This is a genomic window from Mycobacterium szulgai (genome assembly GCF_002116635.1).
Classification (GTDB): Bacteria; Actinomycetota; Actinomycetes; order Mycobacteriales; family Mycobacteriaceae; genus Mycobacterium; species Mycobacterium szulgai.
Genome location: NZ_LQPW01000167.1, coordinates 83,215 through 97,418 on the forward strand (window position 1 = coordinate 83,215; position 14,204 = coordinate 97,418).

The window sequence follows — 14,204 nt, forward strand, 5'->3', positions numbered from 1 at the left end:
CTATCGCCCGGCTCCTCCGCAGATCGCGAAGCAACCGGCATCGTCGCCGGACTAGACGTCGTCCTCGCCGATCCGGTGCACATGGATCAGGTTCGTCGAACCCACTGTGCCCGGCGGCGCACCCGCCACGATGACAACCAGGTCACCCCGCTTGTAGCGGCCCAATTCGAGCAGCGACTTGTCGACCTGGCGGATCATGCCGTCGGTGGACGTCATCATCGGGACGATGAAGGTTTCGGTGCCCCAGGTCATCGCGAGCTGACTGCGCACCTCGGGCCACGCGGTAAAGGCCAGTAGCGGTAGCGGGGTGTGCAGACGCGCCAGCCTTCGCACGGTGTCGCCGGATTGGGTGAACGCGACCAGAGCCTTGGCGTCCAAACGCTCGCCGATATCGCGGGCCGCATAGGAGATCACTCCGCGCTTGGTGCGCGGCACGTGGGTCAGCGGCGGAGCGGCCGTCGAATTCTCCTCAACGGCACACACGATCCGCGACATCGTCTGGACCGCCAGCAGCGGGTACTTGCCCACCGACGTCTCACCGGACAGCATCAGGGCGTCGGCGCCGTCCAGCACGGCATTGGCGACGTCGGACGCCTCGGCCCGCGTCGGCCGGGAATTCTCGATCATCGAGTCGAGCATCTGGGTCGCCACGATGACCGGCTTGGCGTTCTCCCGGGCGATCTGGATCGCCCGCTTCTGCACCAGCGGAACCTCTTCCAGCGGCAGCTCCACTCCCAGGTCGCCGCGAGCCACCATGACGGCGTCGAAGGCCAGCACGATGGCCTCGAGATTGTCGATGGCCTCCGGCTTTTCCAGCTTGGCGATCACCGGGACCCGCCGGCCGATCCGATCCATGATCTCGTGCACCAGCTCGACGTCCGACGGCGAGCGCACGAAGGAAAGCGCCACCATGTCGACGCCGAGGTCCATCGCGAAGGTGAGGTCCTCGATGTCCTTTTCCGACAGAGCCGGCGCCGAGACGTTCATCCCGGGCAGGGAGATGCCCTTGTTGTTGCTGACCGGACCGCCCTCGGTAACCGTGCAGACCACGTCGTCGCCGGCGACGTGATCGACCAGCAGTCCTACCTTGCCGTCGTCGACTAGGACCCGGTCTCCGGCAACGGCGTCCTGGGCCAATCTCTTGTAGGTGGTGGACACCCGGTCGTGGCTACCCTCGCAATCGGCGACGGTGATCACGACGGTTTCGCCGTCGGCCCAGTAGGTGGGCCCGGTAGCGAAACGGCCCAGCCTGATTTTCGGGCCCTGCAGGTCGGCGAGCACACCGACGGCCCGGCCGGTGGCGTCGGAGGCCGCTCGGACCCGCTCGTAAGCGGCCTTGTGGTCCGCGTAATCGCCGTGGCTGAAGTTCATTCGGGCGACGTCCATTCCGGCTTCGACGAGCGCCCTGACCAATTCATCCTGCGCAGTGGCCGGACCTAGAGTGCAGACGATCTTTCCGCGTCTTGTCACGACGACAAAGCATAGTCGTGGTTAGCTGCCCGCGGTGCGCCTCGGCGATGCTACGTATGCCGCTGCGGCGCCTCCCCGACCCAAAAGACTTCAGCACGATCGGTTGATCAGGTGTATCTTTTTGTCTGACAACAACTTTGCAACAGGAGTCGAGTCTATGTCCGGCTGGGATGGCCAACCTGCTCGAGACGGTTGGGGAGTGGTTTTACCGATGTGGATTTGTGGCCGAAAAAGTCTGTTTGAGCAGGCGCGTACCTGGGCAACTACTGCGTCATGATTGCACGCCCCTTCCTTCGTCTCGCAGGTCCAGCCGCTGCGGCCGTGTGGACCCTCAGCGCATCCGTCCTTCCCGGCATAGCCGTTCCGTCGGCGTCGGCCGAGCCCTGCCCCGATGTCGAGGTGGTGTTCGCCCGCGGCACCGGTGAAGATCCCGGTGTCGGCCCAACGGGTCAGGCCTTCATCGACCACCTGCGTCCTCGCATCGGCGCGAAGTCGCTGGGCGTATATCCGGTCAATTACCCCGCCAGCGACGAGTGGGCCACCGGTGTCGACGGCATCAGAGACGCTGGCGCTCACGTCGTTTCGATGGCCGGCACTTGTCCCAATACGCAGATGGTGCTCGGCGGCTATTCGCAAGGCGCGGCCGTGATGGGCTTCGTCACCTCGTCTGCGGTGCCCGACGGGATCGATCCCACGACCGTTCCGAAGCCGCTTGATCCCACGGTCGCCAACCACGTCTCGTCAATCGTGCTCTTCGGCCTGCCCAACATCCGCGCGATGGAATTCCTTGGACAGCCACCGGTGGCCATCGGTCCCCTGTACCAGGCGAAGACAATCAAGGTATGCGCAACCGACGACCCGGTGTGCTCGCAGGGGCTCAACTTCGCGGCCCACAATGCGTACGCGGATGACGGCATGATGATCGACCAAGGCGCGGCCTTTGCCGCCAGCCGCCTTGGGCCCAGCGCGCCGGCGCCGGGCGCCCCTGCGCAGGGCGGTTTTGGAAACTGAGTCACGCTGTCCTGGAAAACGGACGGCGGCCCGCCTGCTGACCGTGCGTTGTCCGGAGTCGGGGTTACCCGCTGAAAACGGTTGGCACCAACGGGAAACCGGGTAGGTTACGCAGCACCGTCCACGCCGTCATCGACACCGCGATCGTGATCGCGGTAGGTATTGACCGCAATGACTGGCCACGGGTGCGGCGCAGGACGACCCAGGCCGCCAGCAGGGGAAGGCCGACGAGAAAGAAGACGTTGTCGTTGATGCTGGCGACGAAATCGCCGTGCAGCAGATCGTGTGTCATCCTTAGGCCGCCGCAGGCGGGGCAATTCCAGCCGGTGAGCCATTTGAACGGGCATTGCGGGTACACCGACTGCGTGTTGTGCGGGTCGACAAAGCCGATATAGCCGAGTGTGCCGGCTAGCAGTGCGGCCGAACCGGCGGCACTGTATAGGCCCACGCGCCGTCGTCGATGTTTCCGGTCGTGCGAAGCCTGGGAAGTTTGATCAGGTTCCATCGCGCAATGGGCGTCCCTGCGGGTCGCTGACCTTGTCGGTCAGCATTAGCACGGCGTCGATGACGCCCCAGATGATCGCACCCAATCCGCAGGTCACCCAACCCACCAACAGCTGCGCGATACCCAAACCCGTTTCACCGATGTAGATGCGCCCGATACCGGCAATGCCGAAGAGTCCAAGTAGTTGCAGCAGTCCGGCGACAACCTTGGACTTGTCCGAATAGGGTTGCCCGGTAACCGGGTGCCGGCCATAGGGCGCGGACGGGTCGTAGTTCCCGCCGACGTACTGCGGCGGGAAAGGCGGCGGGTATCCCGGTTGCTGTTGGTAGGGGCCAGGCTCTGGCACACCGGACCACGACTGGTCAGTCACCGTTTCAGCATGCCAGATCGGTGTCTATCGACGCTGCCGACGGCTCCTTAATCGGGCTCTCCAGCCCTGCCGCGCTGCGCCGGTAGTCCGCGCCGGAGTTGACGTCGGCTCTTCGGCCTCGGGTTCTTCGGCTTCAGGCGCTTCGGCGTCAGGTTCTTCGGCCTCGGTTTCTTCGGCCTCGGCCTCTGCGACCTCCGGCTCCGCCTCCGACTCCTCGGCTTCGGACTCCTCGGCTTCGGGCCCTTCGGCTTCGGGTTCTTCGGCCGCCAGCTCCTCGGGCTCAGCGTCTTCGGCTTCGGGTTCTTCGGCTTCGGGTTCTTCGGCCTCGGCCTCCTCGGCCTCGCGCTCTTCAGCCTCTGGTTCTTCGGCCTCAGCCTCCTCGGTCACAGCCGCCGCGGCCTCGAGTTCTTCGGCCTCAGCCTCCTCTGCCTCGGGCTCTTCAGCTCCCGGCTCCTCGGCCTCGGGCTCTTCAGCTTCCGGCTCGTCAGCCTCAAGCTCTTCGGCCTCTGGTTCTTCGGCCTCAGCCTCCTCGGTCACAGCCGCCGCGGTCTCGAGTTCTTCGGCCTCGGCCTCCTCTGCCTCGGGCTCTTCAGCTTCCGGCTCCTCGGCCTCTGGTTCTTCGGCCTCTGGTTCTTCGGCCTCTGGTTCTTCGGCCTCTGGTTCTTCGGCCTCAGCCTCCTCGGTCACAGCCTCCTCGGCGTCGAGTTCTTCGGCCCCAGCCTCCTCGGCCTCGACCTCCTCGGCCTCGGGCTCTTCAGCTTCCGGTTCCTCAGCCTCAGCCTCGGGCTCTTCCTCCTCAGGCTCCTCAGCCTCAGCCTCGGGCTCTTCAAGTTCTTCGACCTCAGGCTCGACAGCTTCAGCCTCGACAGTTTCGGGTTCTTCCACCTGGGCCTCGGCAACCCCGGTCTGCGCGCGTTCTGGCTCCGATGCCTCAGATGGCTCCGGAACTTCGGCCTTGGCGGTGTCAGCCTCCGCTACTTCGGCAGCTTGAAGCGTGTCCGCCGAATCACCTGCATCCTCGCTGCCCGAGGCAGCCGCCGTCCCCGCCACGGCCGCCGCGGCCGCGGTCACCTCCGAAGCGCCGACCTCTGCGGGCTCGAGTTCACGCTCCTCGTCGGCAACGTCCAGCCGACCACGAACAGTCGCGGGATCTTCGCGGCCCTTCGGCGCCAATATGACGTACACCACCGCGGCGACGAACACGAATGTCGAAGTGAACGAATTGATCCGAATGCCGGCGATGTGCGTTGCGGTGTCATCACGCAGCAGCTCGACACAGAATCGGCCGACACAATACAAAGCGACATAGAGCCCGAACAGCCGACCGTGCCCGATCGTGAATCGGCGGTCCAAGTAAACCAATACGGCGAATACCAGGACGTTCCAAATCAATTCGTAGAGAAACGTCGGCTGCACAACGAGCGCAACCTGCCCTGTCGAGACACCGTCCAGGGAATGGACGTCAACGAATCCCGCTGGATCGCGCCGATAGAAGATTTCCAGTCCCCACGGCAGCGTGGTCTCCCGGCCGTAAAGCTCTTGGTTGAAATAGTTTCCGAGACGGCCGATAGCCTGCGCCAGGACCACCCCGGGTGCAACCGCATCCAGGAAGGCAGGCAATGGAATTCCGCGCCGCCGGCAACCGATCCACGCGCCGACGGCACCCAGGGCGACGGCGCCCCAGATGCCCAGGCCGCCGTCCCAGATTCGCAGCGCCGCACCCAGTCCGGCCCCGCCCGGTCCGAAATACGTCGGCCAATCGGTGGCCAAGTGATACAGCCGGCCGCCTATCAACCCGAACGGCACCAGCCACAGTGCAATGTCGTAGATAACGCCGCGCTCCCCGCCGCGGGCGACAAAGCGCCGGTCACCGATCAACAGCGCGACGATGATGCCGGTGATGATGAAAAACGCGTAGGCGCGCAACGGCAGCGGCCCAAGGTGCCATACCCCGCGCGGCGGGCTGGGAAAATACGCGAGCCACGTCGTCGTCATGCAGACACCCTCCGGCGCACACCGGCGGCAAGTTCCTCGGTCAGAGCGCGCAATCTGGGCAAACCCTCGCCCAATGCCGACACCAACGCCGAACCGACGATGACACCGTCGGCGTAGCCACCGATCTGCGCGGCTTGCTCCCCCGACCGCACACCCAGACCGACGCCGACAGGTATGTCAGAGACCGCCTTCACCCGGGCAACCAATTCGGGAGCAGCGTGCGATACGGCGTCACGCGCCCCGGTCACACCCATCGTCGAGGCTGCGTATACGAATCCGCGTGACGCCTCGACGGTGGTCGCCAAACGTTCAGGCGTCGACGACGGCGCCACCAGAAATATGCGATCCAATCGATGCTCCTCGGATGCCGCCAGCCATTCTTGGGCCTCGTCGGGAATAAGGTCGGGGGTGATCAAACCATGCCCGCCGGCCGACGCCAGGTCCCGAGCGAATGCGTCAACGCCGTAACGCAGCACCGGATTCCAATAGGTCATCACCACCGCACGGCCGCCGGCGCTGCTGATCGCCTCCACCGCAGCCAACGTATCGCGTACCCGCACCCCCCCACTCAGCGCGGCCTCCGTTGCCCGCTGGATGGTGGGGCCGTCCATTCCGGGATCCGAATATGGCACGCCGACTTCGATTATGTCGCAACCGGATTCGACGAGTGCGGTCATCGCCTCCACGGACGCCGGTACGTCGGGGTAACCGGTGGGCAGGTAACCGATCAGTGCCGCGCGGCCCTCCGCCCGGCACGAATCGAAAAGCCCTTTGAGCCTGCTCGCTTCCCGTTGTTCGGCAGTCATCATCGCTTATCCGAATCGGGGTCCAGCAGGCCGAACCACTTGGCGGCCGTCTCGACATCCTTATCACCGCGGCCCGACAGATTCACCACAATCACTGCGCCCCTGCCCAATTCGGCACCCAGCTTCAGGGCGCCAGCCACCGCATGCGCGGATTCGATGGCCGGGATGATGCCTTCGGCGCGGCACAGCAGACCGAACGCTTCCATCGCCTCCGAGTCGGTGATCGGTTGGTAATCGACGCGGCCTATCTCCTTGAGCCAGGCATGCTCGGGGCCCACTCCCGGATAGTCCAAACCCGCTGATATCGAATGGGATTCAATGGTCTGGCCGTCCTCGTCCTGCAGCAGGTAGGAAAACGATCCCTGAAACGCCCCCGGCGAACCGCCGGTGAATGTCGCCGCGTGCCTTCCGGTCTCGACCCCGTCACCGGCAGCCTCGTAGCCGACGAGCCGCACACCGGGATCGTCGAGGAACGCGTGAAAGATCCCGATCGCATTGGATCCGCCGCCCACGCAGGCGGTGACGGCATCGGGCAACCTGCCCGCCTGCGCCTGAATCTGCACGCGCGCCTCCATGCCGATGATCCGCTGGAAATCGCGAACCATGGTCGGAAAAGGATGTGGCCCGGCGGCGGTGCCGAAGCAGTAGTAGGTTGCGTCGGCGTTGGTGACCCAATCCCGGAACGCCTCATTGATGGCGTCTTTGAGTGTTCGGGAGCCGGTTTCCACGGAGACGACCTTGGCGCCGAGTAGGCGCATCCGCGCGACATTGAGCGCCTGACGCGCGGTGTCGACAGCCCCCATGTAAATCACGCAGTCCAGGCCGAGCAACGCACACGCGGTAGCGGTTGCCACACCGTGCTGTCCGGCGCCGGTCTCGGCGATCACCCGGGTCTTCCCCATCCTGCGCGCCAGCAGCGCCTGGCCCAGGACGTTGTTGATCTTGTGAGAACCGGTGTGGTTCAGGTCTTCTCGCTTCAAGAAAATACGCGCCGAACCGGCGTGCTCGCTTAGCCGTGTCGCCTCGTAGAGCGGCGACGGGCGGCCGGCGTAGTGCGTTTGCAGCTTGTCGAGGGTGTCCAGGAAATCCTGATCGACCCGTTCCTTTTCGTAAGCGACGGTGACCTCTTCGATCACCGCCATCAACGCCTCGGGAACGTATCGGCCGCCGTATACGCCGAAATGGCCGCCTGCATCAGGCTCGTGGCTGGTCCGTTCGGCGAGGGCAGCACTCGTGCGCGGAAGATCCGGTCGGGATAGATCGGCCATTACCAAGGCTTAACGCGCACGCGGCTCATCAACTGCTAGCGAGCCGGTTTCGGACAGGACGGATGAGTGCCCGCGGTGACCAGATCCGCAACCGCCGCACGTGGGTCACCGCTCTTGACCAGACCTTCACCGACCAGCACCGCGTCAGCGCCCGCACCGGCGTACGCCAACAGATCACCGGTGCCACGCACACCGGATTCGGCAATCCGGATCACATTGCTGGGCAACCCGGGGGCGATCCGCGCAAAGCAGTCCCGGTCAACCGCAAGCGTCGTGAGATCCCGGGCGTTGACTCCGATTACGTTGGCGCCGGCCTTCAGCGCCCGGTCAGCTTCTTGTTCGGTGTGCACCTCAACGAGCGCCGTCATACCGAGAGATTCGGTGCGGTCGAGCATCGACACCAACGCAGACTGATCCAAAGCCGCGACGATCAGCAACAGCATGTCGGCGCCGTGCGCACGGGCCTCATGGATCTGATATGGCTGCACCACAAAGTCTTTGCGCAGTACCGGGATGGAAACCGCGGCCCGCACAGCGTCCAGATCATCGAGCGACCCTTGAAAACGTCGCTCCTCGGTCAGCACGCTGATGATCCGCGCGCCGCCATCTTCATAGGCCTGCGCCAGCTTCGCCGGATCGGCAATGGGCGCCAATTCCCCCTTCGACGGGCTGGCCCGCTTCACCTCGGCGATGACACCGATGCCCGGCTCGCGCAGGGCGGCCATCACATCCAGTGGCGGCGGCGCCGCGGCGGCGGCTGCCTTGATCTCCGTCAGGCTTACCCGTGCCTCGCGCGCGGCAACGTCGGCCCGGACTCCCTCGAGAATGGAGTCAAGCACGCTTGCCGGGCTCATGCCTGCGGGCTCCTTCCCACCGTGACCCACGCTCCGCACGCCGATTCGACGACGTTCAAGAAGGGTAGCGACCTTCACCGCGCACGCCGTCACCGACCCTCGGTGTCCGACTTCCGCGACCCGTCCGTCGGGTCGCGCCCCTCGTCAAGAGCATCCCAAATCATGCGCTCGGACATGTCCGAAACGGGCTCGGGAGTTTCTTCAGCGCCGTCGCGCTGCGTCGCCGAGCGGCGCGCGGCCGGCGCCGCATACTTCGTCGTACCGGCCGACATTGCGACGCGCATCAGCAGGACGGCGGCGATCAACGTGCACACCGCAGCCGCTACCGCGACCACCGCCCCGGAGTAGTGACGTGCGCTGCCCACCAGCGTCACCACCGGGACGTGGGCGAGATCGGCTCCGCGCGCGGCTACATCTGGGATCGCCCAGAGACTGATGCCCAGATACCCGACCGCAAAGCTCGCGGCCGCCAGCAGGCCGGCCAGCGCCCGCAGCGGCCAGCCCCGCACCGCGAGCGCCGCAATGGCCGCGGCCAGCATCAACACCGCCAACGGCAGTAGCGCGGTCGACCACGCGGCACCGGAGAGCGACACCTCTTTGGGCGGCCCCAGCCCGTCGAACGACCTGATCACCACCCATGGCAGCCGTGACGCCGCCCACAGCGCTCCCGCGGCTACCACCAGCAGCAATTGGGCTATCCCGATCGTCAGCCTGGGCCCCCGGCCGGGCTGGGCGTCAGTCACTCGGGCTCACGTCGGGCGCGGCCAGCGTCTCGGCGGCGGCAATTGCGTTCAGCACCGCCCGCGCCTTGTTTCGCGCCTCGTTGTATTCGTAGGGTCCGTTGGAGTCGGCCACCACGCCACCACCGGCCTGGACGTAGGCAGTGCCGTTACGCATCAGCGCGGTGCGGATGGCGATGGCGAAGTCGGCGTTGCCGGCGAAGTCGAGGTATCCGACGACTCCGCCATACAAGCCGCGGCGCGTCTTCTCGACTTCTTCGATCAGCTCCATCGCGCGCACTTTCGGCGCGCCCGACAAGGTCCCGGCGGGAAAGCATGCGGTCACCGCGTCCAGGGCGGTGTGGCCTGCGCTGAGCAATCCGGTAACCGTGGAAACCAGATGCATGACGTGGCTATAGCGTTCGATGTGGCTGTAATCCTCGACGCGAACGGTGCCCGGCGCACAGACGCGGCCAAGGTCGTTGCGGCCCAAATCCACCAGCATCAAGTGCTCTGCCAATTCCTTCTCATCGCAGAGCAGCTCCTTTTCCAGCAGCTGATCTTCTTCGTCGGTCTGTCCGCGCCAACGGGTTCCGGCGATCGGATGCGTCGTCGCCCGGCCGTCATGAACCGTGACCAACGCCTCCGGGCTGGATCCCACTATCGAAAAGTCAATGGCGCCATCGCTATTGGGCACCTGCAGCAGATACATGTACGGGCTTGGGTTGGTCACCCGCAACATCCGGTACACATCGATGGGATCGACGTCGGTGTCCATCTCGAAGCGTTGCGACGGCACCACCTGAAAAGCCTCACCGGCAGCGATCTGGTCCACCAGGTAGTCGACGATCTTGCCGTACTCCTCGACGCTGCGCTGGGCACGGTGTTGCGGTTCCGGCTTGCTGAAAGTGGCAACCGCCGAGGGCAACGGCTGGCCGAGCGCCGTGGTCATCACGTCAAGACGGGCGATCGCGTCGTCATAAGCCCAGTCAACCCGCTCGTCGGTGCCGTTCCAGTTCACCGCGTTGGCGATCAGGGTGATGGTGCCCTCGTGGTGGTCTACCGCGGCGATGTCGGTGGCCAGCAGCAGCAGCATGTCCGGCAGCTGCAGGTCATCGACGGCCAGTTCGGGCAGCCGCTCGAGCCGCCGCACCATGTCGTAGGCGAAGAAACCGACCATGCCGCCCGATAGCGGCGGAAGCCCCGGCAGGGCCGCAGTAGCCAGCAGCTCCAAGGTGGTGTGCAAGGCCTGCAGCGGGTCCCCTCCCGTGGGGGCATCCTGCGGCACCGCTCCGAGCCATACCGCTTGCCCGTCACGCACCGTCAATGCCGTCGGCGACCCAGCGCCGATGAACGACCAGCGTGACCAGGACCGGCCGTTCTCGGCAGACTCGAGCAAGAATGTCCCCGGGCGGTTGGCGGCGAGTTTGCGGTATGCCGATAGCGGAGTCTCGCTGTCGGCCAAGACCTTGCGAGTCACCGGAACCACCCGGTGCTCGGCCGCCAGCACGCGGAAATCCTCCCGCGTGGTTGTGGCTGCAAGGTGGGCGTGCACGCAGGTATCTTCCCAGACGCGCGGATCAGGTCCGGTAATCGACCGTGCATCCTGGGATTCGAATGTGGGCACTGGGTGAAAAACCGTCCGGATTTCCACCCTCGACGCACGTTGAAGGCCCTCGGCCGGCAACCGGGCGATCCGGGCGTAGCGTGGCGGCCATGAAAACTGGTGACAGCGTGGCCGACTTCGAGCTTCCCGACCAGACCGGCACGCCACGGAAACTCAGCGCCCTGCTGTCCGACGGGCCGGTGGTCTTGTTCTTCTACCCGGCCGCGATGACGCCGGGCTGCACCAAAGAGGCCTGCCACTTTCGCGACTTGGGACAGGAGTTCGCCGCCCTGGGGGCAAGCCGGGTGGGAATCAGCACCGATGCCGTGCAAAAGCAGGCCAAGTTCGCCGACAAGGAGCATTTCGACTATCCGTTACTCTCCGACGCCGACGGCAGGGTCGCCACGCAGTTCGGGGTCAAGCGCGGCCTGCTCGGCAAGCTGATGCCGGTCAAGCGGACGACGTTCGTCATCGACACCGACCGCACGGTGCTCGACGTGATCTCCAGCGAAATCAGCATGGATACCCACGCCGATAAAGCGTTAGCAACGCTGCGGGGCCGGTCTTCGGCCTAGACGTACTGCGACCGACGCAGTGTCCCCCAAGGATTGCGAGCGGGTTTCAGGCGGTGCCTGCCACAGTGATCGGGGTTGAGCAGGTCTGATAGTCAGTTCGGCGAGGACGGTCCGCCGACCCGCAGGGACACCAGGGGCTGTTCACTACGCCTAGTGCACAAATCCGCACGAAATAGACGACAAGCCGGCAGTTCGTAGCCTTCTTGCAGAACCGCCAAACCTGCCTCGCCGGTAAAAGTCAAGTCGCCATTCGGTGGCATTGCGCACCAACTTATAGCAACAGTTGGGATGAATTAACGCTTGCTTGCCTTCGCGCGGCTAGGGACGATGCAGTCGATGCTGTCGGCGGTGTTACTAATACGCAGCGAAAAGCATGACCTCCACGCGCCTTTCGATTGGGACCGAGCCGGCCTGCAACGGATGGAAGGTGTATTGATGGTGAAGTCGCAAGTGACCCCCGAATTCAGTCTCAGCTATTTTGCCAGTGACATCGCCGCAGCGGCCGCCGCTCTGGGCGGCCCCGCGTGACAGCGGCGATCTGGATGGCTACGCCGCCGGAGGTGCACTCGGCGCTGCTCGCTTCGGGTCCCGGCGCTGGTTCGTTGTTGGCTGCCGCAACGGCGTGTACCTCGCTGAGCACCGCGTATGCCTGCGTGGCAGAAGAACTCACCGCAGCGCTGGCTGCGGTGCGGACTACAGCGTGGCAGGGCCCAGCGCGGAGAGTTGCGAGTCCGCCTACGCGCCGTACGTGGCCTGGTTAACCCAGGCCAGCGCGGACAGCTCCGCCATGGCCACCCAGCATGAGGCAGTTGCTGAGGCCTATTCCGTCGCGCTTTCCGCGATGCCGACAACAGCGGAGTTGGCCGCCAACCACGTCACGCACGAAGTGTTGTTGGCAACGAATTTCTTCGGCCTCAACACGATCCCGATCGCGCTCAACGAGGCCGATTATGTGCGGATGTGGGTCCAGGCCGCGGCCACGATGAGCGCTTACCAAACAGCATCCGCGGCGGCGTTGACGGCGGCCCCACACACCGCTTCGGCACCGGTCATAGTCAAGACCGGTGCCGATGAAGTCAACAAAGCGGTGGTCACCCTCACCCCGTTCCCGTGGCAAGAACTAATACAATTCTTAGCCCTATGCGATAAAGCATGGGCGCAGATCGGTGAACTTGCCTTGCGAATCATCGAGGGCATGGCGGTATGGATGGCCGATCTGATTCAGGCTATTCTGCAGTTGAATTTTCCATTGGCGCTTGAAGCTCTTATAGCGCTCGCCCTTGCCGGGATGTGGATTCCCATAATTGGCTTTTTAATTCCGTTCCTAATGTTCGGTGAGGCCTTGGGCGTTGTGGTCATTGTTGTTGAGTGGATGATTGGGAATCTGATTCCTTTTGCTCCGCTGTTGGCGGTTCCCGTGTTAGGAGCGTTGGCCGCGGCGGCAGCTCCGGGTTTAGCCGGTCTGGCGGGATTGGCCGCTATACCGGCGCCAGACCTGGCGGATGCACCGGTGGCCGCCGCGCCGGTGGAACCCGTGTCGCATGCCGTCGCGGTGCCGGCACGGGTCGTGGCGACGGTCGCCTCGGATCGGGGTATTGGGACATTGGGCTTTGCCGGCGCACACGGTCCCGCGACTGTCGGACAACCGTGTGGGTTGACGGTCTTGGACGGCGAGGTCGGGCGCGGTCCGCAGGTGCCGATGCTGCCGGGTGGGTGGAGGTAGGCGCACCGGGTTTGGGGAAGTTTCCGTCCGCTCGCCACCGAGATCCCTAGGGGATCACCGCCAGAAACAGGTAGGCGGCCAGCAATACCAAATGCAGCTCACCTTGTAGCCGGGTGGCCCGGCCGGGCACCACCGTCAGCACACTGACCACCACGGTCAGCGCCAGCAACACCAACTGGGTCGAGCCGAGACCCAGCAAAAGCGGGCCGCTGAGCCACAGCGAAGCGAGCGCAATGGTGGGGATGGTGAGCCCGATGCTGGCCATTGCGGAGCCATACGCCAGGTTGAGGCTGATCTGCACGCGTCCTTGCCGCGCCGCGCGGGCCGCGGCGAGCGTCTCCGGGAGCAGTACCAGCATCGCGATCACCACGCCGACGAACGATTGCGGGAATCCGATCGCCGACACCCCACGCTCGATGATGGGCGATTCCACTTTGGCCAAACCCACCACTGCGACAAGCGCGACCAGCAGTAACCCGAGGCTGGTCAGCGCCTCCCGAGCGCTCGGCGGGTCGGCGTGGCTGTCGTCCTCGACTGCGCCCTTTTGCCTGACCGGCAGGAAGAAGTCGCGGTGCCGCACCGTTTGGGTGAACGCGAACAGCAGGTAGAGCCCCAGCGAAGCGATCGCGGCGAAGGCGAGCTGGCCTGGCGAGAACTTCGGACCTGGCTGGCTGGTGGTGAACGTGGGCAGTACCAGGCTCAGGGTCGCCAAGGTGGCGACCGTGGCCAGGGCGGCGCCGCTGCCCTGTGAGTTGAACAGCGTCACACCATAGCGCAGCGAACCCAGCAACAGCGACAGCCCGGCAATCCCGTTCGTGGTGATCATTACCGCGGCGAAGACGGTGTCGCGGGCCAGTGTCGCCGCCTCGGGTCCCCCGGACGCCATGAGTGTGACTATCAGCGCGACTTCGATGACGGTCACCGCGACGGCCAGCAACAACGACCCGAACGGCTCACCGACCCGGTGTGCTACCACCTCGGCGTGGTGAACGGCGGCCAAAACCGCGCCGGCCAGCAACACCGCCTCGATCAGCCCGACAACCGGCCCGATGTCCTCGCCCCAGCTCAATGCCAGCGCGGCCAGTGCAAGCAGGGGCACCACCAGCGTCCAGGACACCTGCTTCACTGAAAAGTTTCCTCCCAAACCACGGACGGCTATGCAAATATGTTGCAGCACAGCACGATTCGAGGATCGAAGGTAAGCGGGCTGGGCCGCCGAATCCGCTCCCTGCCACCTACCTCGGTGGCTACGAATCACGCTGCGCCACAACCCATTTCGCATATCAGCGGGGCAATCGCGGC

12 protein-coding genes and 2 pseudogenes are annotated in these 14,204 nt (G+C 65.0%); 4 read left to right on the forward strand and 10 right to left on the reverse strand.

The window, feature by feature from the left end:
- Nucleotides 1-51: 51 nt before the first annotated feature.
- Nucleotides 52-1,470 carry a pyruvate kinase gene (pyk, locus tag AWC27_RS26220; RefSeq protein WP_085673319.1) on the reverse strand — a complete coding sequence of 473 codons (1,419 nt, stop codon included), beginning with the start codon at nucleotides 1,468-1,470 and terminating at the stop codon, nucleotides 52-54.
- Nucleotides 1,471-1,725: 255 nt separating this feature from the next.
- On the opposite strand from pyk, the gene AWC27_RS26225 reads away from it, so the two are divergent.
- Complete coding sequence (locus AWC27_RS26225; RefSeq protein WP_085673321.1) at nucleotides 1,726-2,481, forward strand: cutinase family protein; 756 nt, start codon at nucleotides 1,726-1,728, stop codon at nucleotides 2,479-2,481.
- Nucleotides 2,482-2,545: 64 nt separating this feature from the next.
- Here the strand turns inward: AWC27_RS26225 and AWC27_RS26230 are convergent, their stop codons facing one another.
- The 8 genes and pseudogenes from AWC27_RS26230 to AWC27_RS26265 all read right to left on the reverse strand — a co-directional run bounded on the left by AWC27_RS26230 (nucleotide 2,546) and on the right by AWC27_RS26265 (nucleotide 10,553).
- Nucleotides 2,546-2,986 carry a DUF2752 domain-containing protein gene (locus AWC27_RS26230; protein ID WP_085673323.1) on the reverse strand — a complete coding sequence of 147 codons (441 nt, stop codon included), beginning with the start codon at nucleotides 2,984-2,986 and terminating at the stop codon, nucleotides 2,546-2,548.
- Nucleotides 2,976-3,367: pseudogene (locus tag AWC27_RS26235) on the reverse strand (NINE protein). Before AWC27_RS26235 ends, AWC27_RS26230 begins: the two are co-directional and overlap by 11 nt.
- Nucleotides 3,368-3,380: 13 nt before the next feature.
- On the reverse strand, nucleotides 3,381-5,351 hold the full coding sequence (locus AWC27_RS26240; protein WP_085673327.1) for a prolipoprotein diacylglyceryl transferase: 1,971 nt from the start codon (nucleotides 5,349-5,351) through the stop codon (nucleotides 3,381-3,383).
- Nucleotides 5,348-6,160, reverse strand: coding sequence for a tryptophan synthase subunit alpha (gene trpA / locus AWC27_RS26245; RefSeq protein ID WP_139837224.1), 813 nt, complete (start codon nucleotides 6,158-6,160; stop codon nucleotides 5,348-5,350). Before trpA ends, AWC27_RS26240 begins: the two co-directional genes overlap by 4 nt.
- Complete coding sequence (trpB, locus tag AWC27_RS26250) at nucleotides 6,157-7,425, reverse strand: tryptophan synthase subunit beta (protein ID WP_085673330.1); 1,269 nt, start codon at nucleotides 7,423-7,425, stop codon at nucleotides 6,157-6,159. Before trpB ends, trpA begins: the two co-directional genes overlap by 4 nt.
- 35 nt (nucleotides 7,426-7,460) lie before the next feature.
- Nucleotides 7,461-8,279 carry an indole-3-glycerol phosphate synthase TrpC gene (gene trpC, locus AWC27_RS26255; RefSeq protein ID WP_085673332.1) on the reverse strand — a complete coding sequence of 273 codons (819 nt, stop codon included), beginning with the start codon at nucleotides 8,277-8,279 and terminating at the stop codon, nucleotides 7,461-7,463.
- 89 nt (nucleotides 8,280-8,368) lie between these two features.
- The gene (locus AWC27_RS26260) at nucleotides 8,369-9,022 is read right to left on the reverse strand and encodes a TIGR02234 family membrane protein (RefSeq protein WP_085673334.1); all 654 of its coding nucleotides are present in this window, start codon (nucleotides 9,020-9,022) and stop codon (nucleotides 8,369-8,371) included.
- Nucleotides 9,015-10,553, reverse strand: coding sequence for an anthranilate synthase component I (locus AWC27_RS26265; protein ID WP_085673491.1), 1,539 nt, complete (start codon nucleotides 10,551-10,553; stop codon nucleotides 9,015-9,017). Before AWC27_RS26265 ends, AWC27_RS26260 begins: the two co-directional genes overlap by 8 nt.
- A gap of 161 nt (nucleotides 10,554-10,714) precedes the next feature.
- On the opposite strand from AWC27_RS26265, the gene AWC27_RS26270 reads away from it, so the two are divergent.
- The 3 genes and pseudogenes from AWC27_RS26270 to AWC27_RS26280 all read left to right on the forward strand — a co-directional run bounded on the left by AWC27_RS26270 (nucleotide 10,715) and on the right by AWC27_RS26280 (nucleotide 12,902).
- Complete coding sequence (locus tag AWC27_RS26270) at nucleotides 10,715-11,179, forward strand: peroxiredoxin (RefSeq protein WP_085673336.1); 465 nt, start codon at nucleotides 10,715-10,717, stop codon at nucleotides 11,177-11,179.
- 336 nt (nucleotides 11,180-11,515) lie between these two features.
- A complete protein-coding gene (locus AWC27_RS26275) occupies nucleotides 11,516-11,707 on the forward strand; it encodes a hypothetical protein (RefSeq protein ID WP_139837225.1) in 192 nt (63 codons plus the stop codon).
- Nucleotides 11,704-12,902 (forward strand): annotated as a pseudogene (locus tag AWC27_RS26280) (PPE domain-containing protein). Before AWC27_RS26275 ends, AWC27_RS26280 begins: the two are co-directional and overlap by 4 nt.
- Nucleotides 12,903-12,948: 46 nt before the next feature.
- Here the strand turns inward: AWC27_RS26280 and AWC27_RS26285 are convergent.
- Nucleotides 12,949-14,028, reverse strand: coding sequence for a calcium:cation antiporter (locus tag AWC27_RS26285; RefSeq protein ID WP_245847524.1), 1,080 nt, complete (start codon nucleotides 14,026-14,028; stop codon nucleotides 12,949-12,951).
- Nucleotides 14,029-14,204 lie beyond the last annotated feature (176 nt).